Origin of the sequence: Methylomicrobium lacus (assembly GCF_041897535.1) — a bacterium.
GTDB lineage: Bacteria > Pseudomonadota > Gammaproteobacteria > Methylococcales > Methylomonadaceae > Methylomicrobium > Methylomicrobium lacus_A.
On sequence record NZ_CP169217.1, the window covers coordinates 4,139,010 to 4,154,107 of the forward strand.

12 protein-coding genes are annotated in these 15,098 nt (G+C 56.0%); 8 read left to right on the forward strand and 4 right to left on the reverse strand.

Annotated elements, in window-relative coordinates:
• Window positions 1-77: 77 nt before the first annotated feature.
• Together ACEPPP_RS18575 and glpK are read left to right on the forward strand one after the other, a co-directional pair.
• A complete protein-coding gene (locus ACEPPP_RS18575; protein WP_374088845.1) occupies window positions 78-1,208 on the forward strand; it encodes a GGDEF domain-containing protein in 1,131 nt (376 codons plus the stop codon).
• Between the two features lie 4 nt (window positions 1,209-1,212).
• A complete protein-coding gene (gene glpK, locus ACEPPP_RS18580; protein WP_374088846.1) occupies window positions 1,213-2,697 on the forward strand; it encodes a glycerol kinase GlpK in 1,485 nt (494 codons plus the stop codon).
• 82 nt (window positions 2,698-2,779) lie between these two features.
• On the opposite strand, the gene ACEPPP_RS18585 is transcribed toward glpK, so the two are convergent.
• Together ACEPPP_RS18585 and ACEPPP_RS18590 are read right to left on the reverse strand one after the other, a co-directional pair.
• Entirely contained in the window at window positions 2,780-2,995 is a 216-nt protein-coding gene (locus ACEPPP_RS18585) for a hypothetical protein (RefSeq protein WP_374088847.1), read from the reverse strand.
• On the reverse strand, window positions 2,992-3,204 hold the full coding sequence (locus ACEPPP_RS18590; RefSeq protein WP_374088848.1) for a DUF4177 domain-containing protein: 213 nt from the start codon (window positions 3,202-3,204) through the stop codon (window positions 2,992-2,994). The genes ACEPPP_RS18585 and ACEPPP_RS18590 overlap by 4 nt, the downstream gene beginning before the upstream one ends.
• A gap of 719 nt (window positions 3,205-3,923) precedes the next feature.
• Here ACEPPP_RS18590 and ACEPPP_RS18595 point away from each other — a divergent pair.
• The 3 genes from ACEPPP_RS18595 (at window position 3,924) to ACEPPP_RS18605 (ending at window position 7,871) form a co-directional block, all read left to right on the forward strand.
• Entirely contained in the window at window positions 3,924-5,243 is a 1,320-nt protein-coding gene (locus tag ACEPPP_RS18595) for a hypothetical protein (RefSeq protein WP_374088849.1), read from the forward strand.
• Window positions 5,244-5,338: 95 nt separating this feature from the next.
• Complete coding sequence (locus ACEPPP_RS18600; protein ID WP_374088850.1) at window positions 5,339-7,084, forward strand: ShlB/FhaC/HecB family hemolysin secretion/activation protein; 1,746 nt, start codon at window positions 5,339-5,341, stop codon at window positions 7,082-7,084.
• Window positions 7,085-7,229: 145 nt separating this feature from the next.
• Window positions 7,230-7,871 (forward strand): hypothetical protein, encoded by a 642-nt coding sequence (locus ACEPPP_RS18605; RefSeq protein WP_374088851.1) that lies wholly within the window; start codon window positions 7,230-7,232, stop codon window positions 7,869-7,871.
• Between the two features lie 10 nt (window positions 7,872-7,881).
• Here the strand turns inward: ACEPPP_RS18605 and lptG are convergent, their stop codons facing one another.
• Entirely contained in the window at window positions 7,882-8,952 is a 1,071-nt protein-coding gene (gene lptG, locus ACEPPP_RS18610; protein ID WP_374088852.1) for an LPS export ABC transporter permease LptG, read from the reverse strand.
• A complete protein-coding gene (lptF, locus tag ACEPPP_RS18615) occupies window positions 8,949-10,109 on the reverse strand; it encodes an LPS export ABC transporter permease LptF (RefSeq protein ID WP_374088853.1) in 1,161 nt (386 codons plus the stop codon). Before lptF ends, lptG begins: the two co-directional genes overlap by 4 nt.
• Window positions 10,110-10,212: 103 nt before the next feature.
• Here lptF and ACEPPP_RS18620 point away from each other — a divergent pair, with 103 nt between their 5' ends.
• The 3 genes from ACEPPP_RS18620 to ACEPPP_RS18630 are packed head-to-tail and all read left to right on the forward strand — an operon-like array spanning window position 10,213 to window position 14,995.
• Complete coding sequence (locus ACEPPP_RS18620) at window positions 10,213-11,700, forward strand: leucyl aminopeptidase (RefSeq protein WP_374088854.1); 1,488 nt, start codon at window positions 10,213-10,215, stop codon at window positions 11,698-11,700.
• Window positions 11,701-11,718: 18 nt separating this feature from the next.
• Window positions 11,719-12,147, forward strand: a complete 429-nt coding sequence (locus tag ACEPPP_RS18625) for a DNA polymerase III subunit chi (RefSeq protein ID WP_374088855.1) — start codon at window positions 11,719-11,721, stop codon at window positions 12,145-12,147.
• A gap of 52 nt (window positions 12,148-12,199) precedes the next feature.
• A complete protein-coding gene (locus tag ACEPPP_RS18630; RefSeq protein WP_374088856.1) occupies window positions 12,200-14,995 on the forward strand; it encodes a valine--tRNA ligase in 2,796 nt (931 codons plus the stop codon).
• Window positions 14,996-15,098 lie beyond the last annotated feature (103 nt).

Consider the following 15,098-nt stretch of genomic DNA (forward strand, 5'->3'; position numbering starts at 1 on the left):
TCTAGCGATGTGAGAGGATTATAAACGCTAGACTTGGCAGGCGGTCCATCACAATCTGCGGCTTTAAGGCGGAGACTATGTTGGAAAATGACCTGACAACTGATTTGATTGTGCTGGAAAGCCACATCAATAGCCTGTTCGACTCCGTAAGAAAAGGCAGCGCGATGTTAAAGGCCTTTCAGTCATTCGAGATGCGTTTGTTCAATCAAAACTCGCTGGTGGAGGTGATCGGCTATATTCTCGACAACGCGAAAGCCGTGTTCGACCTCGACCAGATCACGCTCTGTTTGCTCGACGAGCACGGTGACTTTAGCCGCTTGCTCGGCGACGCCTTAGTCAAACTGACCGATCAGCAAGGGCTGATGGTTGTACGGGACAGGGAGGCGTTGCAAGCGAAATTCGGCTACTTCGTGCATTCCTATCTGGGGCCCTTCGAACAGGAGCATTTCGGCTATTTTTTTACCACCTTGGAGGTCCCTCCCGCGAGTATCGCGATTACCCCCTTGTATCGGGGTGGGAAATATCTCGGGACCCTGAACATGGGCAGCCGCCGGGCCGACCGTTTTTCCTGCACGCAAACGAACGATTTGATCGCCTGCTTGAGCATGGTCATTGGTATCTGCTTCGAAAACCATCTGAATGTCGATACCATCCAGCGCACCAGTTATATCGATACGCTGACCGGCGTCAATAATCGGCGTTTTCTCGAACAGCGCATCGGCGAGGAGCTTTCCCGTTGCCAGAGAAGCGACGACCCGTTGACCTGTCTGTTTTTGGATATCGATGGCTTCAAGTCGATCAACGATAAGTACGGGCATCAGACCGGGGACAGGGTGCTGTCCACGGTCGCCAAGGCGATCAAAAACCAGTTGAGAAACAGCGACATATTGGTGCGCTATGGCGGTGATGAATTCATCGCGCTCTTGAGCAATATCAGCCACTCCACCGGTCTTGAGATCGCCGAACGGATGCGTAGAAACGTGCAGTCACTCGAGATCACTTTCAGCGAGAACAGGATACCGGTCACCTTGTCGATCGGTTTAGCCACCTATCGCTCCGATCTGAATCAACCGTTGGCGACCGCCGAGGCCGCGGCGCGATTGGTCAATACGGCCGATGCGGCGATGTACCAGGCCAAAAACAAGGGCCGCAACCGAGTCGAATATGCTGAAATTCGCTTCGATCGGCCGCTGGTGCTGAACGGTTAATCGTATGCGCTATATCATGGCCATCGACCAGGGCACCAGCAGTTCACGCTGCATCCTTTACGATCGTGAAGGCAAAATGGTAGCCGCCGCCCAGCGCGAATTTCGGCAAATTTTTCCGCAGCCCGGCTGGGTAGAACACGATCCCGAGGAAATCTGGCGAACCCAGGCGGCGGTGTGCCGGGAAGCGCTAAGGCAGGCGAATCTTCAGCCGGCCGATGTTGCCGCGCTCGGCATTACCAACCAGCGCGAAACGGTCGTCGTTTGGGACAGGCGAACCGGCACGCCGGTCTACCCGGCGATCGTCTGGCAGGATAGGCGTACCGCCGAGCATTGTGCGCGCTTGCGGGCTGCCGGCTGGGAAGAAAAAGTACAGGCTAAAACCGGCTTGCTGCTCGATCCGTATTTTTCCGCGACCAAGATCCGCTGGATTCTCGATCATATTGACGGCGCACTCGACAAGGCGCTGCAAGGCGAACTGGCGTTCGGCACGGTCGATAGTTGGCTGGTATGGAAGATGACGCAGGGCGAATTGCATATCACCGATGTGTCGAACGCTTCGCGAACCTTGCTGTTCGATATCGACACCTTGAGTTGGGATCTGGAATTGCTCGATCTGTTCGGGATTCCGGCCGCGATGTTGCCAGGGGTCAAAGCGTCGAGTGAATGCTATGGCCTGACGCGTGATCCCTTGCTCGGGGCGGGCATCCGAATCGCCGCGATCGTCGGCGATCAACAGGCGTCATTGTTCGGGCAGTTATGCGTGGAGCCGGGCATGGCCAAATGCACCTACGGCACCGGATCGTTTCTGGTCATGAACACCGGTCCGGAAAAAATCGTGTCAAAGCATCGCTTGTTGACCACGGTAGCCTGGAAGATCGGCGACCGGGTCGACTATGCGCTGGAAGGCAGCGTTTTTGTCGGCGGCGCGGCGATCCAGTGGCTGCGCGACGGCCTGCATTTGTTCGATGCTGCGGCCGACAGCGAAAAGCTTGCGGTATCGGTCAGCGACAATGGCGGCGTTTATTTCGTGCCCGCTTTTACCGGGCTCGGCGCGCCCTTTTGGGATCCTGACGCACGCGGCGCGATCTTCGGCCTGACCCGCGGCGTCAGCGCGGCGCATATCGCCCGCGCCGCGCTGGAGAGCATTGCCTTTCAGGTGGATGACATCCTGGCGGTGCTTGCCGAGGACTGCGGCAGGCCGGTCAGCCAGCTACGGATCGACGGCGGCGCCGCGGCCAACCGATTCCTCGCGCAATTTCAAAGCGATATTTCGGCACTCGAAGTCGTGCGTCCTGCGCATCTTGAAACGACTGCGCTGGGCGCGGCCTATCTCGCCGGCCTCGCCGTGGGGGTCTGGACTCTGGAAGAGCTGGCGACTCAATGGCGCAGCGATCGTTTTTTTCAGCACAGCATGCCGGCCGAAGCGGTCGAAACGCACAAGAAACAGTGGCGGAAGGCGGTCGCAAGAGTCAGGGCTTGGGCTGAATAACTGATGTAACACCGTGGATATTGATCGTGCGTAACATCATGAGCCTCGCGCCCGGCGCCTGCCGTGCCGCCATTCAGCGGCGTTAGCTATCGATATAACCGTCATCCTTCATTTTTTTCTCCTCGATATATTCGCGCCACACCAGGGCCACACCCAGAACCACGACAAACAGCGCGCCGGCGGTCAGCGTCAGTTTCCAGAATATTTCGCCGCTCAACAGATCGAACCACAATTGCAGCAGCGCGACGAAGACCCAGGCGACGAAAATGCTCAGACAGATGATCGCGCCGGTTCTCATCGGTCGCGCTCCATGATCACCAGATAAGCCTCGCGTCGCCAAAGCAGCAACATGCGGCGGATGTCTTTTTCCATCGTGACGACGCGCCAGCCTTGCTCCGCGTTGCTGTTCAAAAACTCGCTGAAGCGAACCGGATCGACTTTCGAAGCGCCGAGCAGCAGGGAACCGAGCAGGCCTTCCTGGTAAATTACGACTTTATATTCTTTCATGCTGTTTCCAATGGCATCGTGCAATAGGGCTATCATTATAATAAATCAAGAATGGATTACCCGCTTGGCGCGTAAGCAAAATTCCGTAGTGGCATCTTGAAAAAACGATAGTTTATGGATGTTAGTAATTTTTAAGAAAAAGCAAATAAAAATATTGTTTTTGTGAACCAGGTCTAAGTTTTTTTGTTTTTTAGGGAGAAAACGCCTCCCTCTTCAGTATAACTTAAGATAAGTTATTGTTTTATATATTAATAACTTATCCATTTTCAGTATTGTTTTTCAGGAAATTATTTGCAGCCGGATATTTTTTACGTTAAATTTGCGGCGCAGAGACTGCGTAGGTTAGCCGAAACGGCAGTTTTTGAAATCAATCGAACAAGTTATAGCAGGAAACTGAAATGAGTAACGAATTATTCGCAATTAAAAAAGTGGCTGCTTTGGTTTTATTAGCGATGCCAGTTTTGCTGACCGGATGCGGCTCAGGCGGAGGGGCGATAAAGCCGATTTCCGCGGCTAACGGTCCAACTCCAACCGATGGTCCTGGAACTCCTCCTGGCGGTAACCCGGGTGGTAACTCTGGCGGCACTCATAATCATGATCTGTCGACTAATGCGCTGGGGCCTGTCACCACGGCCTTAGGTCCGCTAAACAATACGTTGTCTCCGGTCACGGGTTTGCTTAAGCCGGTAACGGACGGGGCCGCTCCTGTCCTCAACACCTTGAACCCGGTCACTGGCCTTCTGGCTCCGGTAACCGATGCCCTGAAGCCTGCGACCGGCGCTCTGGCCCCGGTGACTGGCGCGCTGCAGCCGGCCGTGAATGCATTGACGCCGGTCACCGGCGCCTTGCAGCCGGTGACCAATGCCTTGGCTCCGGTGGCGAATGCGCTGGCGCCTTTGTCCGGCCCGCTAACTCACGTTATTGGCACGTTGGAACCGTTGACCGACGGCTTGTCTCCGCTCACCGGCACCACCGGCGGCATTCTGAAGCCGGTCGTCCAAACTGCGGCTACCGCTTTAAATCCGCTTCTCGGCACGACGGGAGGCCTTCTCGCTCCGGTCGTGCTAACCACGGCGAACGTGCTGGCGCCGGTCACCACGACCGTGGGCGGCGTCTTGGCTCCGGTCACGACTGATCTTGCCGGCACCTTGGCGCCGGTTACGGCTACCGCGGGCGGTTTGGTCGGTCAGGTCACTCAGATTGCCGATAACGTTCTGACGCCGGTCGCCATCAACGTCGAAGATACCGCCAAGCCTGTAGTGCAAACCGCGGTTAACGGCGTCTATCCGGTGCTCGATACGGTCAACGGTGTATTGACCGTAGTAAAAGGCGTAACTGGCGGTATCTTGCCGCAGTTGAATACAACGTTTAGCGGGATTCTGGTTTCTTCTCTGGATTCCACCACGGGCGGTCTTACCGGCCCGTTAACCGGCGCCAACGGCGGTCTGCTGGGGTCGTTGCTCGGCGGCAACCTGCTGGGTTCAGTGACCGGCAACAATCTGTTGGGTGCGTTGACCGGTAATAACCTGCTGGGCGGATTGACCGGAGGCAATTTGCTTGCCGGCAACTTGCTGGGCGGATTGCTCGGAGGTAATAATAACTTGCTGGGCTCTCTTACCGGAACCGCCGGCGCTTTGCTTGATCCTTTAGTCGGAGCAAGCGGCCTGTTGCCGGTGGCGAGCGCCGGTGGAACTCAGACTTTACTGGATCCGGTCGTCGGTCCGCACGGCCTGTTGCCGGTGACAAGTTCCGCTGCCGGTTCAAATGCCCTGCTGAATGGCGTGGTCGGTCCTAACGGCATTTTGGCACTGACCAGCGCCTCCGGAACCCAGACAGCCCTGGATCCGCTGATTGGCCCTAAAGGACTGATACCGTTGACGAATGCCTCGGCTCAGGCAGGCGTCGGTGCTACCGCGAGCGGCTCGGTTTTGGGCGGCGGCTTGCTCGCGCCTCTGGCTCCCTTATTAGGTTCATTGACCGGAGCGGCTCCCACTGGCGGCACCTTGGTATCGCCGGTGACAGGCTTGTTGGGGCAATAAACAAATCCTGACGGTCGTCTATACTAAACCCCGGCAGCAGTCATGCGCCGGGGTTTTTTATTTTAGGAAAGTCAGTTTTTATTAGGGAAATTCTGATGAAAGCAAAACACATCACAGCCCAACTGGTCGGCTGCGTACTGATGACCAGCCAGGCTTGGGCTAACCAGAATCTTGTCGACACCTTACCGAAAGTGGATTCATTCAATAAGAAGTCCGAAATTTCGTTGACGATCGAAAAAGCCAGGGAACAGGACCAGGAACTGAAAAAAATGCTCGAAACGGTCATCAAACCCTCCGGCTTCGGCATCAAGGGCGTAAAAAGCATCCCGTTCGATCAGGTCAGCGCGTACTTTACGCCTTATGTCCAGAAAGAAATCACCGTCGGCAAACTGGTCGAGATCACCCAACAAGTTACCGCGTTATATCGGGAAAAAGGTTATCCGCTCTCTTTCTGCTATCTGCCGAAGCAGGATTTTACCGCGAGCAACCTGTTAATCGTGGTGATTGAGGGTTTCATCGAACATATCAACATCGAAGGCAATCCGGGCGGCGCGGAAAGCAAGATGCGCGACATTGGCGAGCATTTATTGGCTGAAAAACCGTTGACGCAAAAAACGATGGAGCGCTATGTTTCGTTGCTGTCGCAGTTGCCCGGCTTGAGGGTGCAGGCGGATCTTCAACTGCCCCAAAAAGCCGACGGGGGCACCGATTTGACCCTGAATGTGAAGCGCCGGCCGATCGATGCCTATGGCCGGGCGGAAGTGGTCGATGGCTTTTCTCGGATCAATTTCACCGCGAAAACCACCGCCTTGACGCCGTTGGCCGAGCAGATCACTTTTTCATCCCTGCTATCGAAGAATGATGAAGAATTTTATGCCGGCACCTATACGCAGCCGATCGGCACCGATGGCTTGCTGGTAAAGTTTGACGGTTCTTCCTATGTCGGCGACCAGGTTGCCGCTTTTGGACCGGGAGTTGGGCGCAATATCAGTTCGAATCGTTTCGGCGTGGATATTTCCTATCCGTTTTATTTGACGCTGAATAAACTGCTGAACGGCAATGTTTCGTTTTATTCGAGTAAATTTACGGATTCTACGAGTAGAACATATGATTTTGGGACTAAAAATGCACAGTATATAGAGCAATGGGAAATGGAAACCGATGTGCGCGCATTTTCCTGGGGCGTGGCGTATTCCGAGAGAATAGCGACCCAGAGCCGCGCGGTCAATCTGGTGATGACCAAAGGTATAGACGGCTTGGGTTCTTCGAAAAAGTATGAATACTCTCAGCAGTTAACCAAGCCTGCAATAAGCAGCACGACTAAACTGAATAATCCGTATGATATCGACTTTTTCAAACTGAACGCGATTTTCAACCAGAAGGATTATTTTTTTTACGGTCTGCTCGGTACCTCGTTTACGGTTGGCGGCCAGTACAGCGGCGATATGCTGCCGATTACCGAACGGATCATCTACGGCGGCTATAGCTTCGGCAGGGCGTATCGGCCGGGCAAGATCGCCGGCGACTCGGGCGTCGGCGCCAGCTTCGAGGTCAATTCGCTGATCCCGCTGAATTATTCCCTGCCTTTGTACAACATCAAAGGCTTTCAACCCTATATCCTGTTTGAAAGCGCTTGGGCGGAGGGGAAGGATCAGAATGGAAATAAGCTTAACGTGGAGGGGAATCACATCATGTCTGGCTCGCTTGGCGTTCGCGTGCTCAACGCGGATTCGGAAGCGCTGAATGTGGACTTTTCGCTTTCCCAGGGGATCAAGGGCGGAACCAGCCGTAATTTTTTCGATAACATCAATTTCGGAGTCAATTTCGGCCTTCCGAATTAGCCCCGCATGTGGCTGATCAGGATTCCGCTTCGCAGTGCCGAGGCGGAATCTTATTAGCCTAAAGTCCAATAGCCGCGACAGGCAATCGTCAGTATTATGGGATCTGAAATTTGCGTTTTTAATCGTAAAAAGCATTCAGATTATCATGATTCTCTCAAAACCGAATACGCTGACTCTGGCAGTCGAACAGATCATTTCGCCCTTATTTTTCGTCATCTTGGTCGATTCGCTTATCTATTTTAAGGTTGATATAAGTGGTGACGCTGAAATCGCCAATGAAAATCATTTTCTGGAAAATCTACAGCTCATCCTGCTGTTTGCTTCGGGAGTGGCTTTTTTACAGACAATGATGTATGTCCAAAAAGGCCAAAGACTGCTCCCTGCTTTGGGCGCCTTACTTTGTCTTTCGTTTATTCTGCGCGAACTTGATGTCGAAAAATTTGATTTGCCGCAAGCCCTTGTCTTTCTCGGCAGCGGCTATGGCCGGAGCATCCTGCTGAGCGGCTTATGGCTGTTGCTTAGCGTGTTATTTGTGCGTGACTATAAGCATTATCTGACGCTGGCCGTTCATATTCTACCCACCCGGTCCGGCGTGTTTTTGGTCGCCGGCGGGCTGCTGGTAGGAGTTGCCAGTCTATTTGATGGGCCGGTATTTGAGTTTTATCGGTTGTACGAGGCGCTATCGGAAATGAACGGCTACTTTCTTTTGTTAGTGTCATCGCTAAGTCTTTTTTTCGACCTGCCGCGCAACAGCAAGCCGCCAAGCGCGATCAAATTCAATCATTAAGCCGGCGGAATCAGATATAACTGCGTCGTAGGGTCCAGAAGGCTGCCATGAAGGTCAGCAGACTCGGCAGCAGCGCGACCAGCGGGGCGTTGAGTTCATAGATCAGCCCTAAATGTCCGACGATTTTGTCGACGATGTTGAATCCCAAGCCTATGATCACGCCGATGATCATCCGCGCGCCGACGCTGATGCCGCGCTTGACGCCGATCACGAAAGGCGCCGAAATCATCAGCATCACAAAAGTCACGAAGGGGTTGATCAGGCGGCCCCACAAGGCCAGTTCGAACACCTGCGACTTTTGGTGATTCTGCTTCAAAAAATCGACATACCGGGCCAGTTCGATTATCGACAGATTATCCGGGCTGACCACGGTGATGTTCAGAATTTCGGGTGCGATTGAAGAGGTCAGGCGCTGTTCGGGAAAGGTGGCGGCCTGCATTTTTTCGTTAGAAATGTCCGATTGCCTAATCTGTTTCAGTTGCCATTGTTTATCGCCCAGGAAGCTGGCCCGATCGGCGTGTAGCGCGCTTTGTAGGCGCCGGTTGTCGTTTAGCGCATAGATGCTGATGTCGGCCAGATCGCCGTTGTCCTCGATCTTGCGCACATTGATGAATTTGTTGTTTTCGCGCAGCCAGATGCCGTACAGCGAATGTGTCGGAATCTGGTCGTGCTGCGCGGTCGACTTGATCAGTTGCGCCTTGCGCTCGGCGATCGGCGCGACATATTCGCCGACGGCGATCGAAATGAGCACCAGGATCGCGCCGGCGGTCATCACCGCGCGAATGATGCCGGGCACCGATAAGCCGGCCGCCTGCATCGCGATCAATTCCCGGTTGTTCGCCATCGCGCCGAGGATGAACAGGCTGCCGAGCAGGGCCGATGCGGGCACCAGTTCGTAGAACACCCGCGGCGAGGTCAGGGCCAGATACAAGGCGATTTCTTTCAGCCCGTAACTGCCCTTGCCCAAATCCCTCATCTCGTCGGTAAAGGTGAACAGATTGAACAGCGTCAACAAAAAAAGGATTGCGAGAAAAGAGCCTTTCAGGATTTCTTTGGCCATGTAGCCGGTCAGTACGTTCATTGAGATGTCGCTTCCTTTAACTTGAGACGCAGCCACTTCCAGCCGAAATACCGAGCCAGATAGACCAGGCTTATCAATACCAGCAAACCATACACGCTGGTCGGACCGAGCCAGGGCGGAATGACCGCCTTGGTGACCCAGCCCTGGCTGACGCGTTCGAGGTTGCCGTAAATAAAAAAGATCAGAAAACCGGTCAGGATATTGCCGTAAACGCCGCCGCGAGGGGATAGCTGCGCCAGCGGTACGGCGATGAAGCTGAGCAGCAGGGCGCCGAGCGGAATCCCCAGGCGCCTTTGCAGTTCGGCGATGTCGGGCAGTTTGTCCGATAACCACAAGAGGGAGCTGGACGCGGCTTCCGGCACCTCGCGCGCGAGGGCTTCCTTGCCCTCGATCCTGACCGCATATTCGGCGAATTCTTCGATCACATAGTTCAGGTCGCCGGGCTGGCCTTGGATACGCTCGCCCTGTTCCAATATCATGTAGCGGCCGTCGGGCAAATCTTCCAGGCGGCCGGATTCGGCGTTCACGATGGCCAGGGCGCCGCCGTGCTTCTGCCGGTGCTGCACAAAGACCTTGTGCATTTTTTTGTCCTTGCCGATGTCCTCGACATAAAACACCAGGTCGCCGCCGCTGTATTCGCTGAATTTGCCGGGCGCGATGCCGCGGATGTCGGCGCTTTGTTTGTCCTTGCTGACCAACTGTTCCGTGGTGGCTTCGGCCCAGGGCGCGGCATAAAACGACAGGCCGGCCGCGATCAGGCTCAGCGGCAACACGAATTGAAAGACCGAGCGGTAAATCGCGCCCGCGCCGGCTCCGGCGGACTGGATCGCCGACATTTCCTGGTCGCGGTACATGCGGCCCAGCACCATCAACACCGCCATGAAGGTGGCGGCCGGTAAAAACGCCACGCCGGCGACGATCGTCTTGAGGCCGAGGATCTTGAGCAGGGCGTCATTCGAAATCTGTCCGTCGATCGCCTGGTCGAGCACCTTGATGAATTTGCGGCTGACGATGATCACCACGATCACCGACCAGACCGACAGCATCGTTTTGAGCAGGTCTGCCGCGATCATCCTGTCCAGCACGCCAAACAGCGGCCGGCGTGCTGAATAACTGCCTTGCGGCCAATTTGCCTCCAAGCGCGTCTCCTCAATCATATTCGTGATAAGTGGTGTATAATCGCTGCAAAATTTTATCCGCGCGGACTATTTTTCCGACGCGAACGACGACCCGAAAGCGATTAAATAAAAAGTAAAAGTCATGGATTATTTTATAGAAAGTGCGCCCATAGAAAAACTGCAATGTGATTGTCTGATTGCCGGCATCTACCAGGACGGCCAGTTTACGCCTGCCGCGGCCGCACTCGACAATTTGACCGATGGGCTGGTCAAAAAAATCATTAGCCGCGGCGACCTGATCGGCAAGAACGGCGAAACGGTGCTGGTCAATGCGCTGCCCGTGGGCGGCATCGAGCGGCTGCTTTTGGTCGGTCTCGGAAAAAAGGACGCCTTATCGGTCAAAACCTACCGGAAAGCCTTATCCTCGGCCGTGAATGCCCTCAAAAAGACGATCGTCAAATCGGCCGTCTGCTGTCTTGGCGAGGCGGAGGTCAAAGGCGCCGATTTGACCTGGAAGACCCGGCAGATCGTCGAAGTCTTCAATGACGCAGTCTACCAGTTTACCCAGTTGAAGGCGGAAAAGGAAGCCGATTTCAAATTGCAGTGCATCGCGATTACCGCAGCGGAGAGCGAGCAGGTCCAAGCGCAATCCGGTTTGACGCAGGGCAAGGCGATCGCGGCGGCGATGGATTTGACCAAGTGGCTCGGCGATTTGCCCGGCAATGTCTGCACGCCGTCCTATCTGGCCGAACAGGCCCTGGAGCTCGGCCGCTTCGACAAATTGAGCGTGAATATCCTCGAAGAAGCCGAGATGGCGGCTTTGGGCATGGGGTCTTTGCTGTCGGTTTCGCGCGGCAGCCGGCAGCCGGCCAAACTGATCGTGCTGGATTATCAGGGCGGCGAGCGCAACAGCAAGCCGATCGTGCTGATCGGCAAGGGCTTGACTTTCGATGCGGGCGGCATTTCGCTGAAACCGGCGCTCGGCATGGATGAAATGAAATACGACATGTGCGGCGGCGCCACCGTGCTCGGCGTGCTGCAGGCCGTTGCCGAAATGGATCTGCCGCTGAACGTGATCGGCTTGGTGCCGTCTTCCGAAAATCTGCCGGACGGCGACGCGAACAAGCCGGGCGACATCGTGACTAGCCTATCCGGCAAGACGATCGAAATCCTGAATACCGATGCGGAAGGCCGGCTGCTTCTTTGCGATACCCTGACCTATGCCGAACGCTTCAATCCGGACGTGGTGATCGACATGGCGACCCTCACCGGCGCCTGCCTGGTCGCACTCGGGCGCGTGCCGAGCGGTCTGCTCGGCAATGACGACGAGCTTTGCAACGAAATTATCGCCGCGAGCGAAACCGCGGTCGACAGTGTCTGGCGCTTGCCGCTTTGGGAAGAATATCAGGAATTACTCAAGTCGCCGTTTGCGGACATGGCCAATGTCGGCGGCAAGGACGCGGGCACGATTACCGCGGCCTGTTTCCTCGCGCGCTTCGCCGAAAACTTGCGCTGGGCGCATCTGGACATCGCCGGCACGGCCTGGCGCACCGGTTCGAACAAAGGTGCGACCGGCCGGCCGGTGCCGCTGTTGTGCCAGTATTTACTGAATCGCAGCCAAAAGGCCTAGTTCACTATTTCAGGATCGATGCCCGACGTTACGTTCTATGTGCTGGCTTCCTACGCCGAACCGCAGCGCTTGCTGTTCGTCTGCAAACTGGTCGAAAAGGCTTACCGGAGCGGCAGCTATTGCTATGTGCTGACCGATAACGACGCTCAGGCTGAGCGGCTCGACGATTTGCTGTGGACTTTCCGGGCGGGCAGTTTCATTCCCCATCAACGCTATGAAGGAGAATTGCCCGCCGTCGACAACGTGATTTTGATCGGTTCCCTGGAGCCGCCGGCGCGCTGGCAAAAGGTGATCGTGAACCTGTCCGGCCAAGGCCCGCAACAGATCGATCAGGCTGAACGCATCCTGGAAATTCTCGACGACAACGCGGAGATTAAAGCGGAAGGCCGAATGCGTTATCGTCGTTATCAACAGTCCGGCATCGCGGTCGTCACCCACAAGGTGTGACGCCGCGAAGTACCTCATCCCATTTTTTGCTTTTTGAAACAATCAATCGTTAATGGATAAAACATACGCCCCTCACGCAATCGAACAACGCTGGTATAACACCTGGGAAGAAAGCGGCTATTTCGCGGCCCAACCCGAAGGCGAGTCCTACTGCATCATGATTCCGCCGCCGAATGTGACCGGCAGTTTGCACATGGGGCATGCGTTTCAGGACACGATCATGGATGCCTTGATCCGTTACCACCGGATGCAGGGGCACAGCACCTTATGGCAGGTCGGCACCGACCATGCCGGCATCGCGACGCAGATGGTCGTCGAACGCCTGTGCAATGCCGAAGGCAAGACCCGTCACGATTACGGACGCGAGAAATTCGTCGAGCGCATCTGGCAATGGAAGGAAGAATCCGGCGGCATGATCACCCGGCAGCTCAGGCGGATGGGCTCGTCGGTCGACTGGAGCCGGGAACGTTTTACGATGGACCAGGGCATGTCCGATGCGGTGCAAGAAGTCTTCATCCGCCTGTACGAAGAAGGCCTGATTTACCGCGGCAAGCGCCTGGTCAATTGGGATCCGGTGTTGCATACCGCAGTCTCGGACCTCGAAGTGCTTTCGGAAGAAGAAAACGGCTCGATGTGGCATATCCGCTATCCGTTGTCGAACGGGCAGGGGCATCTGATCGTCGCAACCACGCGGCCTGAAACGCTGCTCGGAGACGCGGCGGTCGCGATTCATGCCGGCGACGAGCGTTACAAACATCTGCTCGGCGAATTTTTGGAACTGCCGTTGACCGGGCGTAAAATTCCGGTGATTGCGGACGACTATGTCGATCCGGAATTCGGCACCGGCTGCGTGAAGATCACGCCGGCGCACGATTTCAACGACTACGAAGTGTGGAACCGGCACCGGGCGAACACGGTGATCCAGAACCTGCCGAATGGCGGTTTGATCAACATCTTCACCCGCGATGCGAGCGTCACGGATGATGAACTGATTCCGGAAAAATACCGCGGCCTGGACCGCTTCGAGGCGCGCAAGCAGATCGTCGCGGACCTCGACGCGCAAGGCCTGCTCGAAAAAATCGCCGACCACAAGCTGATGGTGCCGCGCGGCGACCGCACCGGCGCGGTGATCGAGCCGTTCCTGACCGACCAGTGGTATGTCAGGGTCGCGCCGCTCGCAGGGCCCGCGATCGAGGCGGTCGAGAACGGTGACATCAAGTTCGTGCCGGACAACTGGAAGAACACCTATTTCGAGTGGATGCGCAACATCCAGGATTGGTGCATTTCCCGGCAAATCTGGTGGGGACATAGGATTCCGGCCTGGTATGACGACGCCGGCAATACCTATGTCGGCCGCTCCGAGCAAGCCGTCCGCGAACGGCACAATCTGCCGTCTGATTATCCGCTGCGCCAGGACGAAGACGTGCTGGATACCTGGTTCTCGTCCGCGTTGTGGCCGTTTTCGACCCTGGGCTGGCCGGAGCAAACGCCGGAATTGGCGCGCCATTATCCGACCAGCGTACTGGTCACCGGCTTCGACATCATTTTCTTCTGGGTGGCCCGGATGATCATGATGGGACTGAAATTCCAAGGCCAAGTGCCGTTCAAGGAAGTTTATATCCACGGCCTGGTGCGCGATGCGGAAGGCCAGAAAATGTCCAAATCGAAAGGCAACGTGCTCGATCCGATCGACATCATCGACGGCATCGACCTCGAGAGCCTGGTCGCGAAACGGATTTCGGGCATGATGCAGCCGCATCTGGCGAAGAAAATCGAGCAGGCGACGCGCAAGCAGTTTCCGGACGGCATTGCGTCTTTCGGCACCGATGCCTTGCGTTTCACCTTTGCGTCGCTGGCCTCGACCGGGCGCGACATTCGCTTCGATCTGGCGCGTACCGAAGGTTACCGGAATTTCTGCAACAAGCTTTGGAATGCGGCGCGTTTCGTGCTGATGAACACCGAAAACCAGGATAATGGTCTTTCGGGCGAGCCTTGCCATCTGACGCAGGTCGACCGCTGGATTCTGGCCCGGCTAAATCAGGTCACCGAATCGACCCGGCAAGCGATCGACAACTACCGTTTCGATCTGGCCGCGCAGGCGATCTACGAGTTCATCTGGAACGAATTCTGCGACTGGTATCTGGAACTGGCGAAGATTTCGCTGCAGGCGGACGATCCGGCCTTGCAGCGCGGCACGCGCCAGACCTTGGTCACCGTGCTCGAAACCGCGTTGCGGCTCGCGCATCCTATCATTCCGTTCATCACCGAGGAAATCTGGCAGCGGGTCGCGCCGCTGGCCGGCATTCAGGGCGAGACGATCATGTTGCAGCCGTATCCGGCCGTGGACCCCGCGCTGGCCGACAGCGCGGCGGTCGCCGAAATCGACTGGGTGATGAGTTTCATCCTCGGCGTGCGCCGGATTCGCGGCGAGATGAACATCGCGCCGGGCAAGCCGCTAGCGCTTTTGCTGCAAAACGGCAGCGAGCAGGACAGGGCGTTCTTTGTGAACAGCAGCATCTATCTGCATAAGCTCGGGCGTCTCGAATCGGCCACCTGGCTGGCCGATGCCGATACCGCGCCGGAATCGGCGATTGCCTTGGTCGGCGCATTGAAAATCCTGATCCCGATGGCTGGTCTGATCGACAAGGATGCCGAACTGGCGCGCCTGGACAAGGAAATTCAAAAAATTCAGAAGGATCTGCCGCGCGTCGAAGGCAAATTGGGCAACCCTGACTTCGTGAACAAGGCGCCGGCCGAGGTGCTGAAGAAAGAAGAGCAAAAACTGGCGGAGCTGCGTTCGTCCCTGGATAATCTCGAACAGCAGCGCCGGAAGATTCAGAGTTTGTAAGAGGCGTCGATTTGTGAGACAGCGCCGCTTTCTTTTCGCGCCCGCCTTGTAGTTGCTGGCTGATCATCTATATTTGGTATCAAATTCTCTTTTGATGCTTACA

What these genes read in the sequence shown, in the direction of transcription:
- ACEPPP_RS18605 (WP_374088851.1), top strand. Translation starts at nt 7,230, where the DNA reads ATGATTCTCTCAAAACCGAATACGCTGACTCTGGCAGTCGAACAGATC.
- ACEPPP_RS18625 (WP_374088855.1), top strand. Translation starts at nt 11,719, where the DNA reads ATGCCCGACGTTACGTTCTATGTGCTGGCTTCCTACGCCGAACCGCAG.
- lptG (WP_374088852.1), bottom strand. Translation starts at nt 8,952, where the DNA reads ATGAACGTACTGACCGGCTACATGGCCAAAGAAATCCTGAAAGGCTCT.
- glpK (WP_374088846.1), top strand. Translation starts at nt 1,213, where the DNA reads ATGCGCTATATCATGGCCATCGACCAGGGCACCAGCAGTTCACGCTGC.
- ACEPPP_RS18620 (WP_374088854.1), top strand. Translation starts at nt 10,213, where the DNA reads ATGGATTATTTTATAGAAAGTGCGCCCATAGAAAAACTGCAATGTGAT.
- ACEPPP_RS18575 (WP_374088845.1), top strand. Translation starts at nt 78, where the DNA reads ATGTTGGAAAATGACCTGACAACTGATTTGATTGTGCTGGAAAGCCAC.
- ACEPPP_RS18630 (WP_374088856.1), top strand. Translation starts at nt 12,200, where the DNA reads ATGGATAAAACATACGCCCCTCACGCAATCGAACAACGCTGGTATAAC.
- ACEPPP_RS18600 (WP_374088850.1), top strand. Translation starts at nt 5,339, where the DNA reads ATGAAAGCAAAACACATCACAGCCCAACTGGTCGGCTGCGTACTGATG.
- lptF (WP_374088853.1), bottom strand. Translation starts at nt 10,109, where the DNA reads ATGATTGAGGAGACGCGCTTGGAGGCAAATTGGCCGCAAGGCAGTTAT.
- ACEPPP_RS18590 (WP_374088848.1), bottom strand. Translation starts at nt 3,204, where the DNA reads ATGAAAGAATATAAAGTCGTAATTTACCAGGAAGGCCTGCTCGGTTCC.
- ACEPPP_RS18585 (WP_374088847.1), bottom strand. Translation starts at nt 2,995, where the DNA reads ATGAGAACCGGCGCGATCATCTGTCTGAGCATTTTCGTCGCCTGGGTC.